Source organism: Levilactobacillus mulengensis (assembly GCF_003946045.1).
GTDB classification, from domain to species: domain Bacteria; phylum Bacillota; class Bacilli; order Lactobacillales; family Lactobacillaceae; genus Levilactobacillus; species Levilactobacillus mulengensis.
In genome coordinates, this window is sequence record NZ_RHNW01000003.1 from 48254 (window position 1) to 69843 (window position 21590).

18 protein-coding genes are annotated in these 21590 nt (G+C 49.5%); 6 read left to right on the forward strand and 12 right to left on the reverse strand.

Annotation, left to right across the window (positions count from 1 at the left end; all coding sequences use genetic code 11):
• Positions 1-6 precede the first annotated feature (6 nt).
• The 5 genes from EKM84_RS04130 to EKM84_RS04150 form a co-directional block, all read right to left on the reverse strand.
• Positions 7-516 (reverse strand): GtrA family protein, encoded by a 510-nt coding sequence (locus tag EKM84_RS04130; protein ID WP_125764413.1) that lies wholly within the window; start codon positions 514-516, stop codon positions 7-9.
• 163 nt (positions 517-679) lie between these two features.
• The gene (locus EKM84_RS04135) at positions 680-2320 is read right to left on the reverse strand and encodes a peptide ABC transporter substrate-binding protein (protein WP_125763971.1); all 1641 of its coding nucleotides are present in this window, start codon (positions 2318-2320) and stop codon (positions 680-682) included.
• A gap of 751 nt (positions 2321-3071) precedes the next feature.
• A complete protein-coding gene (locus tag EKM84_RS04140) occupies positions 3072-3431 on the reverse strand; it encodes an MmcQ/YjbR family DNA-binding protein (protein WP_125763973.1) in 360 nt (119 codons plus the stop codon).
• A gap of 148 nt (positions 3432-3579) precedes the next feature.
• On the reverse strand, positions 3580-4422 hold the full coding sequence (locus EKM84_RS04145) for an SPFH domain-containing protein (RefSeq protein WP_125763975.1): 843 nt from the start codon (positions 4420-4422) through the stop codon (positions 3580-3582).
• A gap of 12 nt (positions 4423-4434) precedes the next feature.
• Entirely contained in the window at positions 4435-4764 is a 330-nt protein-coding gene (locus EKM84_RS04150) for a toxin-antitoxin system HicB family antitoxin (protein WP_125763977.1), read from the reverse strand.
• Positions 4765-4914: 150 nt separating this feature from the next.
• Here EKM84_RS04150 and EKM84_RS04155 point away from each other — a divergent pair, with 150 nt between their 5' ends.
• Positions 4915-5412 carry an AAA family ATPase gene (locus EKM84_RS04155; protein WP_164511304.1) on the forward strand — a complete coding sequence of 166 codons (498 nt, stop codon included), beginning with the start codon at positions 4915-4917 and terminating at the stop codon, positions 5410-5412.
• A gap of 64 nt (positions 5413-5476) precedes the next feature.
• Entirely contained in the window at positions 5477-5743 is a 267-nt protein-coding gene (locus EKM84_RS04160) for a type II toxin-antitoxin system PrlF family antitoxin (protein WP_164511305.1), read from the forward strand.
• Between the two features lie 77 nt (positions 5744-5820).
• Here the strand turns inward: EKM84_RS04160 and EKM84_RS04165 are convergent, their stop codons facing one another.
• Positions 5821-6552 carry a MucBP domain-containing protein gene (locus tag EKM84_RS04165; protein WP_225418137.1) on the reverse strand — a complete coding sequence of 244 codons (732 nt, stop codon included), beginning with the start codon at positions 6550-6552 and terminating at the stop codon, positions 5821-5823.
• 264 nt (positions 6553-6816) lie between these two features.
• On the opposite strand from EKM84_RS04165, the gene EKM84_RS04170 reads away from it, so the two are divergent.
• Positions 6817-7932, forward strand: coding sequence for a hypothetical protein (locus tag EKM84_RS04170; RefSeq protein WP_125763986.1), 1116 nt, complete (start codon positions 6817-6819; stop codon positions 7930-7932).
• Between the two features lie 3 nt (positions 7933-7935).
• Positions 7936-8727, forward strand: a complete 792-nt coding sequence (locus EKM84_RS04175) for a hypothetical protein (protein WP_125763987.1) — start codon at positions 7936-7938, stop codon at positions 8725-8727.
• A gap of 88 nt (positions 8728-8815) precedes the next feature.
• On the opposite strand, the gene EKM84_RS04180 is transcribed toward EKM84_RS04175, so the two are convergent.
• From EKM84_RS04180 to EKM84_RS04205, 6 genes are all read right to left on the reverse strand, one after another.
• The gene (locus tag EKM84_RS04180; RefSeq protein WP_125763989.1) at positions 8816-9940 is read right to left on the reverse strand and encodes an NAD(P)-dependent alcohol dehydrogenase; all 1125 of its coding nucleotides are present in this window, start codon (positions 9938-9940) and stop codon (positions 8816-8818) included.
• Between the two features lie 235 nt (positions 9941-10175).
• Entirely contained in the window at positions 10176-11651 is a 1476-nt protein-coding gene (aldA, locus tag EKM84_RS04185; RefSeq protein WP_125763991.1) for an aldehyde dehydrogenase, read from the reverse strand.
• 348 nt (positions 11652-11999) lie between these two features.
• Entirely contained in the window at positions 12000-12782 is a 783-nt protein-coding gene (locus EKM84_RS04190; protein WP_125763993.1) for an SDR family NAD(P)-dependent oxidoreductase, read from the reverse strand.
• Between the two features lie 204 nt (positions 12783-12986).
• Complete coding sequence (locus EKM84_RS04195) at positions 12987-13310, reverse strand: DMT family transporter (protein WP_125763995.1); 324 nt, start codon at positions 13308-13310, stop codon at positions 12987-12989.
• A gap of 159 nt (positions 13311-13469) precedes the next feature.
• Positions 13470-15764 (reverse strand): CDP-glycerol:glycerophosphate glycerophosphotransferase, encoded by a 2295-nt coding sequence (locus tag EKM84_RS04200; RefSeq protein ID WP_125763997.1) that lies wholly within the window; start codon positions 15762-15764, stop codon positions 13470-13472.
• Positions 15765-15778: 14 nt separating this feature from the next.
• Positions 15779-16690, reverse strand: a complete 912-nt coding sequence (locus tag EKM84_RS04205; RefSeq protein WP_125763999.1) for a hypothetical protein — start codon at positions 16688-16690, stop codon at positions 15779-15781.
• A gap of 852 nt (positions 16691-17542) precedes the next feature.
• On the opposite strand from EKM84_RS04205, the gene EKM84_RS04210 reads away from it, so the two are divergent.
• Together EKM84_RS04210 and EKM84_RS14300 are read left to right on the forward strand one after the other, a co-directional pair.
• Positions 17543-20548 carry a YfhO family protein gene (locus EKM84_RS04210; RefSeq protein ID WP_125764001.1) on the forward strand — a complete coding sequence of 1002 codons (3006 nt, stop codon included), beginning with the start codon at positions 17543-17545 and terminating at the stop codon, positions 20546-20548.
• A 141-nt stretch (positions 20549-20689) separates the two neighbouring features.
• Positions 20690-21571 (forward strand): hypothetical protein, encoded by an 882-nt coding sequence (locus tag EKM84_RS14300; RefSeq protein WP_225418138.1) that lies wholly within the window; start codon positions 20690-20692, stop codon positions 21569-21571.
• Positions 21572-21590: the final 19 nt, after the last annotated feature.

The window sequence follows — 21590 nt, forward strand, 5'->3', positions numbered from 1 at the left end:
CATAATTTAATCAGCCGGAGCGGGTTGGTTCTTGAACACAAGCTTCTTAGATAGGAAGAAGTTCAAAACCAAAGCGATCGCGTGGCCGATGACCTTGGTCATGGTCCCGTTGGTGTTCAACCAAGAAATCCCCAAGAACAGGATGACGGTTTCCAACAGGAACGTGGCGATTCGGGTCATGTAGAACGTGCCCATTTCCCGCATTGGCTTGTCGGACTTGTGCTTGAAGACAAATGTCCGGTCTAACCAGAAGGAGCATTGGACACTGATCAGCCAGTCGATGAAGTTGGCTAATTGATAGCCGATGCCCATCGTGTGGTAGAACAGGTAAAACAGGGTGATGTTGATGACAACAGAGATAGCCCCAAATAACAGGTAACGAGCGGCTTGGCCTTGGACCTTGTCCTCAACTTGTTTGAGTTGCGCAGCGTATTCGTTTTCCGTTTCGGTTAACTCAGCTTCGTACTCTTCTTGCGAGGCCGGGTAGTGATCGTGACGTAAGGGTTGACTTTCCATAGATTCCGGAACCTTTCTGTGACGTTTCACTTAGCTGGGTGAAACCGTCGTGAAAATCCCCTGGTCCCACCTGAGTTATGAAAACGTGTAATTGTAGTTACTAGCTCAATTATACCGTATTTGGCCGGCACTGCAATGGTAATACCCTAGCAATTTCAAATGGTTAATCAGTGACGTAGGCGTGTTGATAATCGGGACTCCCGTTGAACTTGTTGTAAACGACCCCCTTGATCTTGGGATTGACCAGCGTGTTGGTCCGCGCTTCGTAAAGTGGGGTCACGGCTTGGTCACGCAGGGCGGTCCGCGCGGCCGTTAACAGGTCTTGGTACCGGGCAGTTTGGTTCAGCGCGTCGACACCTTCGGACTTGGTCAGTGCCTGATCATAGGTCTTGTTGTCGTAGTGGCCCATGTTGGAGTTGTTCGTCGAGGATAGAATCTGCAGGGATTGAATCGGGTCGGCGTTGTCCATGCTCCAGCCGGTCAGGTTGAGCTCGAAGTTCCCCTTGGAAACGTTGCTCAGCATGGAGGGAAATGGCATCGCGGACACGTTGACCTTGAGGCCCAGCGTGCTGCTGACCGTGCTCTGGATGAATTCAGCGACGTTCTTGGTGGTGTCGTCATCGCCGCAGGTAATCGTGACGGTCAACTGTTGCTTGCCCAACTGCTTCAGCGCCTTTTGGTAAAGCTGCTTGGCCAAGGTTGGATTGTAATCGGCGGTGTTCTTCACGTAGGCGTCGGTGGTAAAGTCCTTCCCCGTCTTGGCGTTGGTCATCATGTGGTGAATGGCAAACGTTTTGGCTGGTCGTGAGCCGTTCTTCAAGACCTTGTCCGCGAGTTGTTGGCGGTTGATGGCCAGGGAAATGGCACGCCGCAGGTTCTGGTTAGCGGCAATCTTGTTCTGTTCATTGTATTGAATGAAGCCGATACGGCCAGCGGCCAACGACTTCAAGTCCGGATTGTGTTTGTTTTGCGTGGTTTGTTCCCCGTCGAGGGTGACCGCATCCAGTCGCTTGGACTGGTACAGGTTGTAGGCCGTCGAGCTGGTCTTAATGACCTGATATTTGATGCTGCTGAGCTTAACGGTCTTAGCAGCGACGTAGGTTGGGTTCTTCTTTAAGTTCCAGCTGTCACTGGTCCCGTTCCAGTTCTTCAGGACGAAGGGCCCGTTGTAAACGGTCGTGGCCGCGGATGAGCCGTATGTCTTCCCGTACTTCTGGACGGCCTTTTGGTTCAGGGGATAGTAGGTGGTGCTAGCCAGCATCTGCTTGAAGTAGGATGCCGGCCGGCTGAGGGTGATCTTCAGTTGGTACTGACCCACGGCCTTAACGCCCAACGTTGCGGGGGATTTCTTCCCGGCCGCGATGGCACTGGCATTTTTGATATTCGCAAATTGATAGGTGAACTCTGACTTAGACTTGGGATCTAGCGTCCGCTTCCAGGAGTAAACGAAGTCCTGAGCCGTGACCGGGTCGCCGTTGCTCCATTTGGCGTTGTGCCGCAAGTTAATGGTGTAATGGTGGCCGCTATCACTGACGGTCGTCTTGGTTGCCAGCGCATTTTGCGCCTCGCTGTTGGCGTTCAGGCGGTACAGGCCTTCGCCAACTTGGCTGAGCGTGTTGCTGGAGACGCTGTCGGTGATCTTGGCAACGTCGAGACTGGAAATCGTGGCCGTTTCGTACAGGTTCAGGTGTTGCGCGACCTTCTTAGTGGACTGCGAGTGACCGGTCACGGCGAAGACGCCGGCGCCGATTAGAATAATGCCGCCGCAAAGGGCGAGTGCTTTCTTGTGTTGTGCTAAACTCATAATTTTTTCCTCCAGAATGATTGAATTTATCGGTTAGAAAGAATAATGAGCGTTGCCATCGTTTGAGCATAGGTGAATCCCCCTCGGAAAAAGTGTAGACAAAAAACCGTCCTCAACAGCCAATGTGTTAAGGACGGTTTTAACCGCGGTGCCACCTTAATTAGACGGGTCCCGAAAAAGAGACCGCGCCCCTCTTCACAGGAAACTAACATTTCCCTGACAACTGACGTATGTCGCACGTCTTCCCGTACTGCAAAATGGTTCGGGGAAGCCCTCGGTGGTCCATTTAACTACCTGCGTTCGGCCGTACTCTCAGCAACGACGGCTCTCTTGACGTGCACGATAATCTTGATCTCCACCTCAATGGTTTGTTTCGGACGATTTATTGAATTGAGGCTAGTGTACCCCCGGGAAAAGGTGGTGTCAACCGGTAATTTTTAATTGGCGAGCTGCGGCGCCTTACCGGGCGGTCAAAATAGGCCGGAACGCTAGGGAAGGACGGTAAAAGCCTGAGGAGCGGTCTTTTACCTCGCTTTGAACCGCCTAAACCGCGTTTCAAAGTCGCCATTTACGGGTGTTCCTTGCTATGCCACCCCACCAGTAAATCCCCTGGCTGAGCCTATTTTGACCGCCCTCACGGCTCATACTAGTTTGGTTCCCGGTTGTCCCCACTTATTTCTGGTGACACTCTGTGTGAGTAGCTGATTTTTGATAGATAATAATCAGAGATGTAGATATTTGTTATTAATAGTTAGTCTTTAATAACAGTTTGATAACTACCGTCTAACAACTGAAATAGATTAGCCGCATCCGTTTCCTGATTCAGTACGATGGATAGCCAGTGCTCCTTGTTCATGTGGTAGGCGGGGAGGTAGCCCGGCTTGCTGCGGAGAATACTGCTAAGCTCGGGGTCGACCTTGACGTCTAACACGTCGACCTCTTCCTTGCCTGGTAGGCCGAGTTTCTCCTTGGGCACATTCATCACTAACCCGAACCACTTGCCCTGACGATTCTTGAGGACGGCATATTTCGGATAGGAGCTGAAGGTGTATTCAGGGGTGACGCCGTAATTATCTTCTGTGTAGGTAAAAATATCCTTGCGCGTGACCATGATGTCACAACCTTTCTATGTAGAAGTTCTGTCCTTATTCTACACGTAATCTGAAAGATTGTTTGTGGATTGTTTTGGATGTTAGAATCGAAAAATCAGCTTCTCACCAACGCAGTATTGCGCTCAGTGAAAAGCTGATTTTTAGGTTCTATTTCTTAACCGGTGCAGCTGGCGGTGTTGCTAGTCCGGTCTTCAGAGCCGCGCCAATGGCGGGAATTTGGCCTAGGTCGGCGACGTGATCACTTGGAACGACGACCACGTTAGCTGGCGAGTTAGCCAGGTCACTGAAGGCCGAAATCGATTGGTTTTCGAAGAATTCCTTCGTCGCTGATTCCAGACTGGAGTTCACCGTGTCAATCCGATACTTTTCAGCGTCGGCACGGGTCCGGGTGGCGGTGGCTTGGGCCGTCGCGGTGGCCATTAAGGCATCGTTCTTGGCCTTGGTGGTCAATTCGATGGACTTGGCTTCCCCCTCAGCCTTAGCGATAGCAGCAATTCGTTCCCGGTCGGCCGTCAATTGCTTGTCCATGGCGGATTGAATTGCCTTGGATGGCGTTAATTCGTCAATGTTGGTCCGGTCAACGTTGATGCCATAGGTGTCGGTCAAATCGCCGATGGCCGTAGCCAGTTCCTGGTTGATCTTGGCCGTGGACCCCAACGCTTGGTTCAAATCCATCCGCCCGATGATGTCTCGCAAGTGGCCCCGCACCAGTTGCGCCATGGATTCCACGGAGTCCGTGTTTTCGTACTGGTATTTCACGGCGTTGGTGACGTGGTAGTTCAGCGTTAGGCTGGCCGAGACGTCGGCGTTATCCTTGGTGATAACTGAATAGTTAGGCAGAGCCAGTGGTGACATCGCCAGACTGACGGTACGAATCTTTTGGATACCCGGCAGATAAAAATGAATCCCGGGCAAGACGGTGTGCTTGTATTTCCCCAGCGTCTCAACCAATCCTTCATTATTTTGACGAACAATTCTAATCCCAAACATGTCCAATTCCCCCTAGATTTTTTTCAACGTTAAAATATTCCCGTGACTCTCGATGACCGTGTAGTTGGCGTCCTTGTCCGGCTTCTCCGGGGCCTCCAGCAGATACCGATAGTAAATGCCGGCAACCAGAACAAGTCCGGATCTGACGTCCAGGTCTTTCCCGGCAATGGCGCGGCCAATCAGCTGCCGTTGTTCCCAGTTCCCCGCTGGTGCCGCACGCGCCAGGACCTGTGCGATGTAGGCGTTGATGCTCCGACCATCAGCGTCCGCCGCGTCCGCCACCCGTTTGAATAGACTTTCATCTAGCCGTAATAGAAAACGCTTCTGAGCTTCTTTTGCCATGATAACGCCCTCCTGATGATAGCTTAATGATATCACGATGATATCATTTTTGCCAGTCCCCTGAACGGTTAAAGTGGTGAACACTCGAATTAAAGCGTTAAGGTTGCGGGTGGTATAATGGCTAAAACTAAGCCGAAAGGGGCGGAACGTGTGACCAGATTGATAGTGTTACGTGGCAATTCTGGGTCCGGTAAAACGACGACAGCGCGGCAGTTACAGCGCGTTCTGGGGTCGACAGCCCTGTTGATCAGTCAAGATGTGGTCCGACGTAAAATTTTGCACGCCCCGGATACGGCAGGGACGCCGGCCATCGCGGTCATAGCCGAGCTGATTGCCTGGGGACGCGCACAGGGATTCGCCGTGATTATTTTAGAAGGCATCCTGAAACGTTCGGTGTATGGTGAATTTCTGCGGGACCTCAAGCAGGCGTGGGGGTCTGCCATGGTAATCGGTTATTTTGACGTGACCTTTGCGACAACGGTGAAACGCAACCAGACTAAGGCTCGATCGTTTAGTCGGGCACAGCTAACGCAGTGGTGGCTGGGGCGGGATTTACTGGGGAGTGAAGCCGTTTGTTTTGATGAGAGCAGCACGGTGGCGGAGCAGTGCCAGCGGCTTTTACAGGAAATTGCGGGGACAGAGTCTTGATGCTCGCCTAGTACACGGTCCCTTGGTATACTCTGGCTAGAGAAGCTAAGGGGATGTTTAGATGATGGGGAAGAAGTCACAGGAATCGGCGACGGTTAAGATGACAACTAAGAATCAGATTACGATTCCTAAAGTGATTCGTGAGGCGCCACAACTAAAGCAACAGGATCAATTGAAGTTTAAGATTTGTGAAAATGGGGAAGTTATTGTGGGGCGCGTAGAAGCTGATGATTTTTGGACGGTAGTCACCAGACAGGAAAAAGACTATGGTAATCTCAGTACGCCCGAATTAAACTGGCATACAGATGTAGGCACAGAAGACTTTGATTAACGGCAGTTAGTTGTTTGATGATGACGAAAAATCGGACCCCATACAATGGCGGGTCCGATTTTTATATTCAAATGGGATTAACGGTTAATCTTAGCGGTCACCAATTTCCCCCGGTCGTTGACAATCACCAATTCATTCATCGTAGAATGTTTGGTCGCCACAGCCTTGAAGGTGATACCGCCCTTGGGGGTCAGGGTGGTGGTGTAGATGTTGCCATTTCGTGGATCCTTGAAGCGAGTGGTGGTCCCGAAGCGGTAACGGTAGGATTTCAGACCAGAGCCGTGATTCGTATCGTTGCGCGTGGAGAAGGTGACGTCGTAGTACGGTTTGGCAAAGTTAGGCCGTTCCATCACGACCTCCACGCAATCCTGCAGATTCCGGTCAAACAACCCGATGCGGTGGTCAGCTGTGACGTCCAGCATGAGGTCGGCGCCGTGCTTAAATTCGTGTTCGATTTCAGAATAGTCCCAATAGGTGTAGGTGACGTGGGTCACGTGGCGCTTGAACGTTCCGGCGGTGTTCTTCGAGTGGCCGGCGAGAACCATGTAGCCTTCCTGATTCAAGAGGTCCTCGGCCTTGGTCTGGTAGTGCGTGCCAATCCGCCCCGTCAACGTCTGACTGCTCCACAGGTCATTCGCGGGATGGCCCTTTTTCCCGTAGACGTAGTGCACGACCACTTTTCCGTAATTTTTGGGTAGTTTTCCTTGGTCATTTTGGGTGGCCGGTTGCGACCGACTAAATGCACCGCCACCAACAAATCCAATCACGATAAAAATTCCTAACAGACTCAACCATTTTTTCAACATCATGTGTGCTCCCCGTGGATCGACTTTAAACTAAGCTTACCACTAATTAAGGGGACAAACCTTTAAATGTGAGTAAATAGTTCGACAGACGTATCGTGGCTAAAATAGTTGCCACTGTTTTGACAACTAGGCATCAGGAAAGGTTGTCTAAATGCTGATATAACAAGAATTATAGACGATTGTAACAGTTTTAAAAATGATTGTAACATGTTAGTGTTACAATCCAGAAAAACATGTTACAATTCTGGGTGAGGAGGATGATACACAGTGGAACCGCTAAATGAACAGATTATGCGTATTAGTCAGGAAATTGGCGTATCAATGGCAGCTGGGGAAGAAATTTCATCGGCTAACCTGCCACTGAATCGGTCTGATCAGAAAAATACTAGGGCGGCTTTGGGGGAAGTACTTGATCAGCTAGTTTTTTTCGTTGCTTATGATGGTGACAGGGTATTACGACCACTTGCATTCATGTCGCGGCTCAAACAAATGAATCCCAATAGACCCGTAATTTTGTGTATAGCACAGTTATCAACGCGGGAACGCCGAACATATCTGCAGAATGCGATTCCCTTTATAACGGCTGATGGCGAAACATTCTTACCGTTTTTAGGGTTGCGCTTGCATCCAAGGTTAGCTGTTTCATCTGGAAAAATTCCGGATGAGAAGTTTGCTTCAGCAGAGCAACGATTGGCACTAACGGTTCTTTTTGCTCAGCTAGTCCTTGAGCGACGTCAAGATGCAGAGAATTTATCTGAGATGGTTCCGTTCAAGCACGATGGTGATCTTTTTCTAATGACTGGGGGGCAGCGTTTTGTAAGCGCCATTGGCGAAAGAGTAGGTATCAAGAATCGCGTAACCTTTAATCGTGCGGCTAGCCAATTAGTTAAGCGTGGATTGTTGAAGTTTAGTGGTGAAACCAAGAACCGTGTATATTCATGTAGGTTTAATAGTCGGAGCTTCTTTAATAATATCAAACAATTTTTGATTTCACCGATTCAGAATTCTGGTAGCGTACGCTTGAATTTTTACCCAGAAGAAGTATCAGAGATTGATGCTTTATATACCGGAATTACTGGATTGGCTAAGGTCACAATGATTGGTGATGACACAAAGCTAAAGACGTTGGTGGTTAGTCGTTCAGAACGCAACTTACTGGATTGTTGGGCGGACAAAGTGAGCCCTTCGGTGACACCCGTTTGTGTGCTACAGATATCTAGGTATGATCTCAATGGCTTCAATTGGCTCTTCAGATTAGGTGCAGATTACCCTAAGGACGTGGTAGATCCCATTCATTTATTTACAATGTTTAGAAATGATTCAGATGAACGAACACAAGGCGAAGCAGCGGAATTAGTTGATCAGATTTGGAGTAGGGAGTAGCTAATGAAGTTTGATAAGTTTTTTACGTACTTTAGAGAATACACGGATTGTTATGTGATTATTGGTGGAAACGCCGCGGCTTTCTGGCTAGAACAAGATCAACAGGATTTTCGAGCAACCCAAGATTACGACATGGTGGTTATCTTTGAAAGTACAACGGATGACTTCGCTAAACATTTTAGAGCGTTTATTTTAGAAAATCATTATTTTGTATGCGAGACGGGTACCGATACCAATAAGCAAAAAGTCTACTATCGGTATAAATTGAACCCCCAGACGGGTAATGACGATGTGCCGAAACAGATTGAATTGTTTTCAAGAATTCCATTAAAGTATCAACTCGATTTGCCAACAGAAACGACGCCTTTACACTATGAGGAGGGGCCCAGCTTGTCTGCAATCGTTTTAGATGATAATTACTACCAATTACTCAAGAATTGTCAAGAGCTTGTAGGGGATGTGTCGGTGCTAAGTATTCCAGGGCTGATCTTTTTTAAGGCTAAGGCGCATCTTGATATTGTTCAGCGATTAAGTGAAGGCAAAAAGATTAGTCACCGAGCGGATAAGAGTAAGCACTTTAAAGATGTCTGTCGTCTATGTGATTTGTTGAGCCGTGAAGAGTCTTTTAAAATAGCATCTGTACCGGTTGCTTGTCAAAATGACTTAAGATCATTTATCACAATCGTAGAATCGGAAACGGATAAGGATTTTAAGCAACGCTTTAGGGCAGACCTGGGATTTGACCTTGGGCGCGGGGATGTTGTAGCTGCTTTAAACACGTTACTTTCAAAATAGGCTGACACTGTCACTAACTTAATAGAACGTAAAAAAATCGGACTACCTCACAGGATAGCCCGGTTTTATTAACAAAATTTAAAATGGCTTACTTCCCAGGAACGTAGCTGTCATCAATGACCAGAACTGGCTTGATGGTCTTCCCGGAAACGGAATCAGCGTTGGCTTCGTTGATTTGACTGAACTTGTAGAATTTTTCAGTCTTGTCGAAGTCGAACATGCCCAGCTTGTAGAATTCAATCAAACGAGGGATGTCGATCTGTGGAACGGAGTCGCCCATGTTAACACCGATGACGCTCTTGTCGTTGACACAGAGGTCGTTCCAAGTGTCGAGGTCGATGTGTTGGTCGGTAACGGCGATGGCAGCGGAGACCCCACCTTGTGCTAAAGCTTGGATGGAGTTGGAGATGACGCTGGAAACACCGGTCGTGTCGACCGCGTAGTTGACACCGAAGCCGCCAGTCAAGTCTTGAACCGCCTTGACCACGTCGTCAACCTTCTTGCTGTTGATGACGTCGGTGGCGCCGAGTTCCTTGGCTAATTCCAAACGAGAATCGACGATGTCAATGGCAATAACTTTGGTGCAACCAGAGATCCGGCCAGCCATCATAGCAGCCAACCCAACGGCCCCAGTCCCAAAGACTGCGATGGTGTCGCCAGGCTTTGGCTTCAAGGTGTTGAGGACAGTCCCAGAACCGGTGACGTAGCCACAGCCCAGCGGTCCGAGCTTCCGTAAGTCCAGGTCCTTGTCGACCTTAACGGCGTTCCGTTCCCGAACGACCGTGGTCGAAGTGAAGGAACTTTGGTCGAACATGTCAGCGACATCGTGGCCATTTTCAGTGAAGTGCGCGGTCCCGTCAGGACGAACCCCAGACAGGTTGTTCGCGGCGTAGTTTTCACACTGCGTTGGCATTCCAGCCAGGCAGCTCTTGCAGTTCCCACAACCGTAGAAACTTAGAACAACGTGGTCGCCGGGCTTGAACTGGGTAACTTCTGGCCCAACCTTTTCAACAATCCCGGAACCTTCGTGGCCCAAGACGATGGGGTAGTCAATGGTGGCGACCCCGGTACGTAAAGCTTCGTCGGAGTGGCAGATCCCACTGGCAACCATGTGAACTTGGATATCGTCCGCACCCATGTCAGCCAGTTCAACGTCATCACGAATTTCAAAATCAGCATTTTGCTTATCAACAACTGCAGCTTGAATCTTCATAATTGGCACCTCGTTTTAAAAGTTATTTACACTTGATAATTATGTCACAATGAGCCCGAAAAGCAAGCGCTTTCATGAAAACGTCACTTTTAGGTTAAGCCTAACAACTGCTTGCTAGGACTGCGGTCACGGTCCTGAAACGGGACTGACCACAGATTTGAAAAATGGTAACGCTTTATTCACAATCACAGAAAAAAGATAATTCGAAAGGGAATTATCTTCTTTCATGGTTAGCTTAAGCTTGCGTCTTTTCTGGGTGACCCTGCAGGTAGATGACGTGGGTGTTCAGGAACTCTTCGATCCCGTGCTTCCCGTCGTCGCCGCCGATCCCGGATTCCTTCCAGCCGGAGTGAGAGCCGTTCATGGCTTCGAAGTTGAAGCGGTTGATATAGGTTTCGCCGTCTTCGAGCTCGTTAGCTGCCCGCATGGCGTTCTCGATGTTTTCGGTAAAGATGGAAGAGGTCAGGCCGAAGTCACTGTCGTTAGCCATGTCGATGGCGTCGTCCAAGGTCTTAAAGGTCAAGACTGGCAGAACGGGACCAAAGATTTCGTCTTGCACGATTTCAGAGTCCTGCTTGACGTTGGTAATGACGGTTGGTTCGTAGTAGAAGCCGTTAGCGATTTTAACCTTGTGCCCACCAGTTTCTAGCTTGCCACCAGCTGCAACGGCCCGGTCGACCATGCCAGCAACCTTGTCGAGGGCGCCTTGGTTGATCAGGGGACCCATGCCGATGTCTTCGTTCTTCATGGGATCGCCCACGGTAACGGCGGCCATCTTGTTGGCCAATTTCTGGGTAAATTCAGCCGCAACGTCCTCTTGCACGTAGACCCGTTCACAGTTGTTGCAGAGCTGGCCGTTGTTGTCGACCCGGGAGTCGATGATGGATTGCACGGCGAGGTCGATGTCGGCGTCCTTGCAGACGATAGCGGGCGCCTTGCCACCTAATTCCAAGGAAACCTTGGCCATGTGGGTGGCGGCGGCCTCCATGACGCGCTTCCCGGAGTTCACGGACCCGGTCAAACTGATGATGCCAACCTTCTTGTTCCGGGACATTTCGTCGCCAATGACCGAGCCGGGACCGGTGATGATGTTGACAACACCCTTAGGAATCCCGACCTTTTCAACGATCTTGGCAAATTCCAAGCCTAAGTTAGGCGTATCGGTACTTGGCTTCATGACAATGGTGTTCCCGGTAACCAAGGCTGGCCCCATCTTCCGCGCAATCAGGAAGAATGGGAAGTTCCAAGGTAAGATACCAGCGGCCACCCCGATAGGTTGCTTGGCGATCATGATATTTTCGTTGGCGTTGTCGGACTGCAGGATCTCGCCTTCGTAGGTCCGTGATGCGCTGGCCATATAGTCGAAGTAGTCGGCGGAGAACAGAATTTCCGTGGTGGCTAACGACTTGATCTTGCCCTGTTCCTCTTGGAGCATGGCAATCAGGTGGTCGGCGTCCTGGCGAATTTCAGTCGCGACGTCGTGCAGGTACTGGCCCCGGGTTGCGGCGGGCACCTTCTTCCAGGACTTTTGCGCTTCATAGGCGGCGTCGATAGCTTCCCGGCATTCGTCTAAGGTCGCACTGGGAACCGTGGAAATGGGTTCCCCGGTGGCTGGATTTAACACGGTGATCAGATTGCCGGATGACGAATCCTTAAACTCACCGTTGATATACATTTGATAGTGTTTCAAAGCAACTGAACTCTTGGACATAACAATAAGACTCCCTTCAACATCGTCAAGAAAAACTGACTTGACCCCAAAATGATGCCGAGGTGATGACTCGCACCGGACCCAGTAGGTAATTAACTGGTTAGGTAATTTTCTGTGGTGTAGAGGTTATCCCTCAACTCTGTTATACCGCGTTTTGATTGTTAATGTGATTATTTTCACAAATAATATGTTTGGTGGAGAGTAGTGGCGCTGGCAACCCGGTCGGCGCGTAGGAGCACACAGTTCGGTAGGTGACCTTATCAAGTCTCAGAACATTCGGGACAATGCGGATTGAAAAAAACGAGCAACCGCGGCAGGTTAGCCACAGTTGCTCGAATGATTATGGAGTTAGTCTGTTAGAAATTCCGAATGCTGCTGAAGAAAGGCGTTAACGCCGGGATGCTCCTGGAGAAAGGTTTGAAGGCGGTCGGGATCGTTCATGACCGCTTTGAGTGCTGAAAATTCAGATTCGCTTTGTTCTCCCGCGGGATAACGCAGTTCGGTCTGGTTCCGGTCGGCCGCGGCCTGAAGATAGGCCGTCGCCACGTTGGCCGGTTGCATGGCGTCACTGGTCCCGGAGATTCCCTGGATGGTGATGAGGCCCACGTAAACGGCCGTGTCAGCCAGTTCGTCGGCCAGGGAATAAGCATAACTACGCAGGGCGGCCTTGGTCAGGGACAGCGTGGTAGTCGCCTTGACCGGGTTCAGCGCCGCGCCACCCCCGGTAATCAAAATGTTGCGAGGAATATCGGTGTCGGCTAAGTCCAGAAACTGCCGCGTCGTGCGAATCGCGCCAAGCACGTTCACGTCAAAGGCCTGGGCGATGTGGGTTGCGGGTGTGTCCCGCGGCCGGTCCAGCTGGGTATCGGCCACGTTGTAGACGAAGGTTTCGGGGATGCCAAAGTGTTGGACGACCTGCCGAAAGAGGTCGGCGGTCGATTGTGAATTGGCGGCATCGGCTACCAGCCAGTCGGCACTGATGTCGGCGGCGCGTAGCTGAGCGGTCATGTGTTGGAGCGCCTCCTCGTGGCGCGCAGCCAGGACCACGTGTTTCCCCTGTTGCCCAAACGCCTGCGCGATGGCAAAGCCAAACCCTGAACCTGCACCTAAGATGACGACCGTTTTTGTCATAATGAAGCCTCCAATTCGTAGATGGCCACGGGGCGAACTCGTGACATGAGACGCTGTCAGAAACACAACGTAGAATCAGTATACGCTTGCCCACGGCGTAATAGCCATTAATTCACCTTATAAATATACTTATGATAAAACCAATTTCGTGCAGGTGGCTGCCGCCCAGAGTCGAGCAGTTGGCGCGCATCACAGCCTACCAGCTCAGTGGCTGGGGCCGTAAAGATTGAGCACAACGACGCCAACTACAACCAGGATAATTCCGAGAACACTGGCAAAGTTGATGGGCTCGTGCCAGAGGATGACGGCAAGCACAGTGGTGATGACGATCCCGATGCCGGCCCAGATGGCGTAGGCGACGTTTAGGTCGATGCTTTTCATGGCTAAGGATAGGAAGAAAAAGCAAATGCCATACGCCAGCAGTGCGCCCACCGACGGCCAAAAACGGGTGAAGCCGGCCGCTGCCTTGAGTAAATTGGTGCCAATGAGTTCTCCGATAATTGCGGTGCCTAGGTAAAGGTAGGACATTCGCTCACCCCCATAGTTTCAATGACTTCTTGGCCATTAGCTTAGCAGGTTCAGTGGGCGATGGGTGAAGAAAGTTTGTTGTTCGTAATTTGAGTAGCAAAACAGGCCTGAGCGGAAGTCTTCAGGCCTGTTTTAGCAGTATTTGGAAAGGTGTCAACGTTACTTTAAATCAAAGAAGGTGTTGACGACACGCTGGGTGGCATGACCGTCTTCCCAAGCATTGAACCGCTTGCTGAACTGCTGGTAGGCGTCACGGTATTGCCTTTCAACAGCAGGCAGATTGTGTAAGGCACCAAGGACCTCGTCATTCGTTTTTAGCAGGGGGCCTGGCAGGTCCGTTTCCATGTTGAGGTAGAAGCCACGTAAAACGCTACGGTACTTTTCGTAGTCGTAAACAAAGTAGAGAATTGGTCGTTTTAGAATAGCGTAATCAAAGAAAACGCTGGAGTAGTCAGTAATGAGGACATCGGAGATCAGATATAACTCGCTAATGTCATCGTAGCTGGACTCGTTGTAAACAAAGTCGCCAAAGCCGGTTGTATCAAGGTGATCAGTAATAAAGTAGTGGGTTCTGAGCACAAGAACATAATCTTGACCTAATTCTCTTTTTAATCGAGGAATGTCGAGCTTCAAAGTGAATTTGTAATTACCAACACTATAGTAATCATCATCGCGCCAGGTCGGTGCGTACAGGATAACCTTTTTATCTAGAGAAATCCCCAGCTTTTGCTTGATGTTATTCGCTTGGCTGGCCTTGTCTGGGGCGCTGAGAATATCATTGCGTGGGTAGCCGGTTGATAACATTTTTTGCGTCGGATACATAAAGGCGTGTTCGAAGACATTCACAGAAAATTGGTTGGCGGTGATCAGGTAGTCCCATTGGCGAGATTGCTGATAGAAGATTTCCTTGTAGTGTGGATTAGCACTAGCAACGTTATCCATGTCAAAAACCAAGTGCTTTAAAGGTGTGCCATGCCAGGTGGCGAGAAATTTTGTTCCGGGTCGTTTGATAAACCACTTTGGTTGTCGCATATTGATAACTTGATACTTGGCGGTGGCCAAGTAGTACATGTAGCGCCAGCCAAAGCGCTTAACCACCTTGGTGTCAGACTGATTACGGGGGCCAGTATCTGTGTGGTCGGCCATAACCCAGATGTGTTTGAATTTACCGGGATAGTTTGCTTGCAGATACTGATAAATAGCCTTGGGACTGTCCGAAAAGTTGCGGCCGAGAAAGGACTCGTAAAGAATCGTTTTGGGCTTAACGGGTAGTTTCGTGAACCACCAGTCATAGGCCAAGCGCGTCACGCCGCGTCCGTGATGCTTGATGACTCGGCGCAACTGACGAAGCCGTACAATCGTATTAATCTGTCGCTGGGGGATGGTGCCATGCAGTTGAAAGTGACGCAAAATTTTTCGACTTAATAGCGGCATAGCTTGAAAGCTGCTCGGCGTATCAATTGATTGAAGATATCGCTGAAGTTGTACGGCTAAATCCTGGGGGTCAGCAACGGTATCGTCGGTGTTGGTGGACAGGGACTTATACAAGTAGCGATGCAGCCGGTTTAGTGTATAAGCGACGAAGGCATCGCGCAAATCACCAGCAGAAAGTTGGTCTAGACTAAGTTGCCAGGAAGCTAGTCGATCATGCCAACGGCTAGATGTAGGTAATTGGTGTACAGAAGGCGCATTGATTGGATCGTTGTGTCTGACACGAATATAGGTCGGATTAGCCAATTGAAGATAAGCCGATGTGTGGGCCATGACTTGTGTGAGGAAAAGACTATCCGGGTACAAGGGGTTCGTCGCATCAAATTGAATCTTAGTTTGCTGAACGAGTTCGCGATTGATGACCTTACCAGCAATTGACAGTTGACGCTTGAAATTATCCCAGCGAGTGGTGTTTTGATAGAGCCGATATTTATAATTCAACCAGTTCTGTGCCTTAATTGGTAAATCATTTGGCGTTTCGGTAGTTAGGTTTGCGGGTAAATCGAGTGGACGATAGGTGACCTTCTTGCGTTTAGAACCTGTGCCTTTGGGTAAGCTATCCCGCGCGATTGTTTGGGAAAGGGTGTTGATAAAGGCAGTGTGTGGTTCATAGGTCGGGTATTGATGCAAGTCAGCCATGACAGTGGGAGTTAAGGCGTTAGTACCAGCCAAGTGGGCTAGTGCCTCCGGTAATAAGTAGTCATCACTGTCCATGAACACAAGCCAGTCACCCTTGGCACTCGCAATAGCAGCATTACGTGCCGCGCCGATGGTTGAGACGGTTGGTTGGATCAAACGAATCGGAAACGGCGTCTGCCAAGTAGGACTTTGCAAATCCAAGGTTAGATCGGTCGCGACTAGCCATTCGAAATCCTGCATGGTTTGCTGGGATAGATTCCGTTTGAGTGCTAGAAGTTGGGGAAGCTCTTCGGCCTTTACTGGCGTAATTAAACTGAATTTCATAGGTGATCTTCTCCTTAGTGGAACAATAGATGGGCCAGTTGTGGCGAGATGTGTTGGAGTAGAGCCAGCCGTGTCCAAGGATGGACTGGTTTGCTTGTTAATTGCTGAACTTGTTGTAGGAGACGAATATGCTCTGCAGGTGTCAGCCGGTGGGTGGTGGTAGTTGCCAGGATTAAGGTTAATTGATGCTGCAGGTAGTGAGTAAAAAGTGGTTGCCAAGCGGTATCTAATCCCGTGACATCAACAGTTTGCAGTTGTTCTAGCCAGGCTAGCGGTGTTGTGGCAGCCCAAGATTGCGTTATAAATGTTGGGACACATAGCCGGACAACTTCAGCGGCGGACTGAAACGCAGACAGCGTCTGGTTCAGTGAGACTAAAGGGTATTCAGATTGGAGTAAACTTACGGGTAGGAGAACACCAGTAGGTTGGAGCTGTTGGGCTAATTGATGGGAGCTGGGGAGATCAGGCAAAATTGTGTACTTTTGTAAACTCCACAAAACAGTTGATGAGGTTACTGGGCCTGCTAAGGCTGAAAAAGTCGTTTGTAGGCTGTTTGCTTGATGATGATTAAGATAATCATGGATTTGATCGGATGGTGAATGGCTATTGTCAAAACTGGCAAGGCTGATAATAGCTTGGGGATGAAGGGCTGCCAAACTGTGCCACTGTAGGAGGGCCCCCGGTAGTAAGTGATCGGTTTCTCGCAGGTTAATGAGATAGTCAGCGGAAATTAAGGGTGGCTGGTTTACGGACAATGACCAGTTTGAAGCCGTTACGCGTTGCTCAATCGATAAATGCTGTGTTAAAGGTAGTTGTAGATTTAATGATAGATTTTTAAAGCGCTGTGATTTAATTTCTTCAATTAATGTTGTTAGATGAGGCCAGCTTAATTGGGCCTCGGGTGTAATGTTAATGAGGATATGCATGACGTGAGACTTCCCTTTAAAATAAGATATAAGGTTTCAGAAGAGGCCGCGGTTTATTAGAGAGGCTGTTGTGACCTGAAATCTTACTTAAATAGTAATCCTGAACTCAGGGGAGAAAACGCCAATAATCGGCCATTTTTTTGAAGTGACAGGTATAATAATTTGGGGCTTCAGGCAAGACCAATCGTTGTCGATTGGTTGTTGCCTCAGCCCTAAATAACGCCTTCCTGGCTGTTCAAGAGGAGAAGATTAGATTAATCGAATATATTAACATAGGGTATAAGGATACTACATTTTATGGTTGATATAAACAATTAAATTGAAAGGGCAAGCCAGGGCGAAAGCAAATAAGGCGTCATTTTGGTATCGATCAAAGGTCCTTTCGGAGATTAGGAGCTTGGAACATGTCTTGGGGACCGTGTACGCATTAATGTAGCGGAGACGTAGAATATCGGCTAGAAAGGCAATGTTTGCGATTGCACGCTTCCCAGATAAGTATGCAAAACTAGTGGTTCGTGATTAATTTTGTAAGATAGTTATGAGAATAGCAAGACGCACAAAAAGGAGTTTCTAATCGTCAAGATTAGAAACTCCTTTTTGTTGTGCTAACGCTTATTAGCCTAATATTTGAAACGAGTTCTGACTCTTAATAGCTGCCGCTAATAATTTCGGATATACATAGATTACAAGTGTTAACGAATTGTGGCAATAGGATTACATGGGATAATTCTTTGTTAAAAGTTGCGCTATCTTCTTGTGTGAGATGAAGGTAACTCCTATAGTGAAGGAAAGAGCACCTTGCAGAGTGCGGAGAACCCTGCAGTTGGTTTTACATATAAGGGGATAAACAAGATGAAACGTTCAAGGGAGAACTATCTGTACTATTCGGGGATATTTATCATATTAGCCGGCCTGTTGTACGGTATTTTTATTTTGACTGGAAAATCGTTTATTTGGGAAGGAGACGGCCTGGCACAACACTATCCCGTATTGGAAAAGTTCTACACCTGGCTGCATCAGGGAAGCCTCACCGGCTGGTCCTGGGACCTGGGCCTAGGGGCCGACAAGGTGACGACCTTTTCCTATTACGTGCTTGGAGATCCGTTTAGCTACCTAATTGGGCTCTTTCCCCGGCATGCGCTGGAGTTCGGGTATAATTGTCTGATTTTACTGCGGCTCTACGCGAGTGGCTTGGCCTTTCTATTCTTCGCGCGGCAACGAGACTTTCGACCGACTAGCGCGCTACTGGGAACCTTGGCTTACACCTTCACCGGTTATAGCCTGTACGTCAGCATTCGGCATCCGTTCTTTCTTTTGCCCATGATTCTGTTTCCGTTGCTGGCGTATGGCATCGACCACGTCTTACGGGGGCGGTCCTGGGTGCCATTAGCGGTATTCACGGGCCTGGCGTTGGTCAGCAACTTCTACTTTGCTTACATACTAGCTATCGGCAGCCTGGTCTACGCCGTCTTACGCTATCTGAGTCTCCGACCGTTGCCCCTGTGGCGGACGGTGCGGCGTTTGGTGGGCGCCGGTGTGACGGGCTTTCTGTTGGCGGGGAGTCTGTTTATCCCGTCCGTGCTAGGGGCGCTAGGATCCACGCGGGCCGGGGGCCAATTCGCCAACGGGTACAAGCTATTTCCGTTCGACTACTACCTCCGCCTCCCCAACGCGCTGGTGACGACCGGGAACCCGATGCGCTTCTGGGTCAGCCTAGGCGTGAGCGGCCTGGTCTTTCTGGGCATCGTCTACGTGTTCCGACATTTCCGGCAGTACCTGTGGTTAAATGTGGGCTTACTGCTCCTGGCAGCGGGACTCCTCATCCCGGCAGTCCCAGCGCTCATGAACGGTGGCACGACGCCCTCGCAACGCTGGTTATTGCTAGGCAATCTGGCGTTTGGTCTGGCGACCATGCATTTGCTGGACCACGTAACGGCACTGACCCGTGGAGACTTACAGGTCATGATTGCTAGTGTGTTAGGCCTACTAGTAGTTGTGTGGGCAGCCAACGGGTTCATTTTCAACAATCATGTTCATGATTTCACCATGTACGGGCTATTGCTGGTCACGCTGGGGGCACTGATCTGTGGGGTCATGTTTCATTGGTCATCTGGTCAGTTGCTGGGAAGTTTGTTGGCGTTATTAAGCTTGAATATCGTGACCAATGGGTATGGCTATTACAGTCCCAACTCGGGCGGTGCCAGCCAACAGTTGTTGACCCGCGGAGTGGCAACGAAATTTCAAAAGAACTTCTACGACGGGGCCCAACGGTTTACCAACCGGCAATCCGGGTTCAGTCGTAGCGCCACCAGTAAATACTATTACTATAGTGATGACGCGAAGACCAACCTGGGGATGAACCTGGGGAGCCATGACATCATGAGCTATTTCTCCGTGCAAAATGGGGCGGTTGGCGATTTCAGCCAGGCGCTGGGCAATGCGCAATTTCAGATGAACAAGCCGATTAACCAGGCAGATAGCCGCACGACGCTGAATAACCTGTTGGGTGTGCGGACAATCTTTGCCCGCGGCAATCAACTGGGGATGCAGGCACTTCCGTATGGCTATCAGCCAGCGACGCAGCACGGACAACGCGTCACGTATCGTGATCAACCCGTCCACGGGCTCGGTAACGCCTATGATACGACCGTGCTCCAGTCCAAGAACGCCTTACCGTTGGCATACGTCCAGCTAAAGCAACTACGAAGTGGTCAGTTCAACCGGCTTAATGGGAGTGACCGCGAGCAGGCGCTAACTACCGGTGCACTCGTCGCGGGTGGCGCCAAGGGCGTTCCCACCACGACTTATCACAGTCATCAGCGCGAAGTAAAGTACACGACAACCAGCGATTCCCAGCTTGCGCTGACGAGCCTAGCCAAGGTGGTCAGGTATCGCCAGCAAAATAATCAGTTGGATCCGGCGCCGGATCAAATTCAAAAGCCATCGTTGCGTAAGCATAACCTCGACCGTTCCGTAAGCATTGAAACGGACCGGCCCCGTTTACGGCGATTGACGCGAGAAAACCGGCAAATTCTGCGGGCCAATCAAAAGAAGAATGCGCACGGCTTGCGGCAACTGACCAGTGATAACCAGAATCAGCCAATTGCGGTTGATCTGACCGTGAAGCGGCCGAAAATCACGCGCGGTACCGAGGTTTATTTGGAATTACGGGGCATCCAGGCACAGGGATTCGGGGTCATTGATAATTATCGTGGCACCCAGAAGACGCAGGCCTTTCGTAACAGTGCCTTCACGGGGATCGCCCGCCTGAATCGGTTACGGAATGCCCTCTGGAACCTAAACGACGGGGCCTACACACTTACGGTCGGTAGTAAGCAAAATGTCACCAGCTATCGTCAATTGGGGCAAAGTAACTTGTCGGATTATCAGCCACAGCGACGCGTGCTCCTGAATCTGGGTTACACCAAGCAGCCACGGCAAACGATTCGCGTGACCTTCCAAGGCGTGAAGCAACTCACGTTCAAGTCGGCCAAGCTAATTGCGGTCCCATTTGGCAAGACCTATGATCAGCGGATGCAGGCGCTGAAGCACCAGGGTCTACATCAGTTGCGAGTTCATGAGAATACCGTGACGGGAACGTCTCAGGCCCAACAGGCCGGTGTCCTGACGACATCGATTCCGTATTCTACGGGCTGGCATCTAACGGTCGATGGGAAAGCGACCCCCACGACTAAGGTCAACGTCGGCTTCGTTGGCGCAAGGTTGCCAGCAGGTACCCACCGTATTCGCCTGACGTATCGTACACCGGGCTTACGCGTGGGCCGGTGGTTGACGGGACTGGGACTGGTTGTCCTGGTAGTTGGCGGGACAGTTGACAAGTTCCGTCGTCAGGAATAAGAATTAAGTTAGTGTTGCCTCGTAGCTATTTTTTATGATGTAAGGGTATATTGGGGTAAATTAATTCTGCATATAGCTTTAGTTTGTGCAGATTAATGCTAGGATTAAAGTATGTAGCGTTCATAAGAGGAGACTAGGGATATGAATAAAGTAAAATTAGCACAAGGTGTAATTGCACTTGTAGCTTCTGCAGGGATGTTTGGTTTTATGACGACAACTGCATCAGCTAACAGTCAATACTCGGCTGCTAGATCCAATTCGGTTAAATTAGTTTGGCGTAAGAGTATGAAGCAGCATATGTACACGGCTACTAAGGGTGCACGGTATTCAAAACACTTAGGGATTCGTTACAGTAATAATGATGTAACTCCGACAGTGACTTGGTATACAGATGCTCATGAGAAATTATATAAAAAGTACAAGGGCCATAGTGCCATCTACTATCACGTTAAAAGTGCGGATGGAACCCTACAAGGCTGGATTTGGCGTGGTTATTTAAGGAAAGTTGTAAGTACGAATACCACGATTGCGAAAAATGCTATTATCAACCTGGGGAGTGGTGCTAAACCGGATGCGCAATCTATGCAAATTGCAAAAAACATTCTAAATCAATTATTGAGCAGCAAAGTTCATTTTAGGACCCAGGCTGAGGTTTTTCCAAATGTTCCTGAGAAGTCAAACGATAGGGATATTGTGTTGCGTGATCCGTCTGCAGATAGTTCAACGCCAAGTGCGAAATTAATGTTTAACTTATTAAAAGAAAATAGAATTAATGGATCAGGGTTTGGTGTGGGCAAAGCCAGTACAACTTTGTTGATTCAAAATAAAATAAATGTTGGGGACACGTTGCACAGTTATTTTGACCCTTCATCTGATTTTTATGGTCAACAAGGACTGACGCGAAAGAACTTCTTTACTGACGTCAAGATTGGAGTTGCTGTAACCAAGACAGCTGATGGACGTATGGCAGTGCTGGCGGTTTTCCAATATCCTGATAAGTACACTAAACTGACGTCTGACTAAGCAATAGCTATATCTTGCG

What these genes read in the sequence shown, in the direction of transcription:
- EKM84_RS04145 (WP_125763975.1), bottom strand. Translation starts at nt 4,422, where the DNA reads ATGTTTGGGATTAGAATTGTTCGTCAAAATAATGAAGGATTGGTTGAG.
- EKM84_RS04135 (WP_125763971.1), bottom strand. Translation starts at nt 2,320, where the DNA reads ATGAGTTTAGCACAACACAAGAAAGCACTCGCCCTTTGCGGCGGCATT.
- EKM84_RS04205 (WP_125763999.1), bottom strand. Translation starts at nt 16,690, where the DNA reads ATGCATATCCTCATTAACATTACACCCGAGGCCCAATTAAGCTGGCCT.
- EKM84_RS04140 (WP_125763973.1), bottom strand. Translation starts at nt 3,431, where the DNA reads ATGGTCACGCGCAAGGATATTTTTACCTACACAGAAGATAATTACGGC.
- EKM84_RS04160 (WP_164511305.1), top strand. Translation starts at nt 5,477, where the DNA reads ATGGGGAAGAAGTCACAGGAATCGGCGACGGTTAAGATGACAACTAAG.
- EKM84_RS04210 (WP_125764001.1), top strand. Translation starts at nt 17,543, where the DNA reads ATGAAACGTTCAAGGGAGAACTATCTGTACTATTCGGGGATATTTATC.
- EKM84_RS14300 (WP_225418138.1), top strand. Translation starts at nt 20,690, where the DNA reads ATGAATAAAGTAAAATTAGCACAAGGTGTAATTGCACTTGTAGCTTCT.
- EKM84_RS04130 (WP_125764413.1), bottom strand. Translation starts at nt 516, where the DNA reads ATGGAAAGTCAACCCTTACGTCACGATCACTACCCGGCCTCGCAAGAA.
- aldA (WP_125763991.1), bottom strand. Translation starts at nt 11,651, where the DNA reads ATGTCCAAGAGTTCAGTTGCTTTGAAACACTATCAAATGTATATCAAC.
- EKM84_RS04150 (WP_125763977.1), bottom strand. Translation starts at nt 4,764, where the DNA reads ATGGCAAAAGAAGCTCAGAAGCGTTTTCTATTACGGCTAGATGAAAGT.
- EKM84_RS04165 (WP_225418137.1), bottom strand. Translation starts at nt 6,552, where the DNA reads ATGATGTTGAAAAAATGGTTGAGTCTGTTAGGAATTTTTATCGTGATT.
- EKM84_RS04175 (WP_125763987.1), top strand. Translation starts at nt 7,936, where the DNA reads ATGAAGTTTGATAAGTTTTTTACGTACTTTAGAGAATACACGGATTGT.
- EKM84_RS04195 (WP_125763995.1), bottom strand. Translation starts at nt 13,310, where the DNA reads ATGTCCTACCTTTACCTAGGCACCGCAATTATCGGAGAACTCATTGGC.
- EKM84_RS04200 (WP_125763997.1), bottom strand. Translation starts at nt 15,764, where the DNA reads ATGAAATTCAGTTTAATTACGCCAGTAAAGGCCGAAGAGCTTCCCCAA.
- EKM84_RS04190 (WP_125763993.1), bottom strand. Translation starts at nt 12,782, where the DNA reads ATGACAAAAACGGTCGTCATCTTAGGTGCAGGTTCAGGGTTTGGCTTT.
- EKM84_RS04180 (WP_125763989.1), bottom strand. Translation starts at nt 9,940, where the DNA reads ATGAAGATTCAAGCTGCAGTTGTTGATAAGCAAAATGCTGATTTTGAA.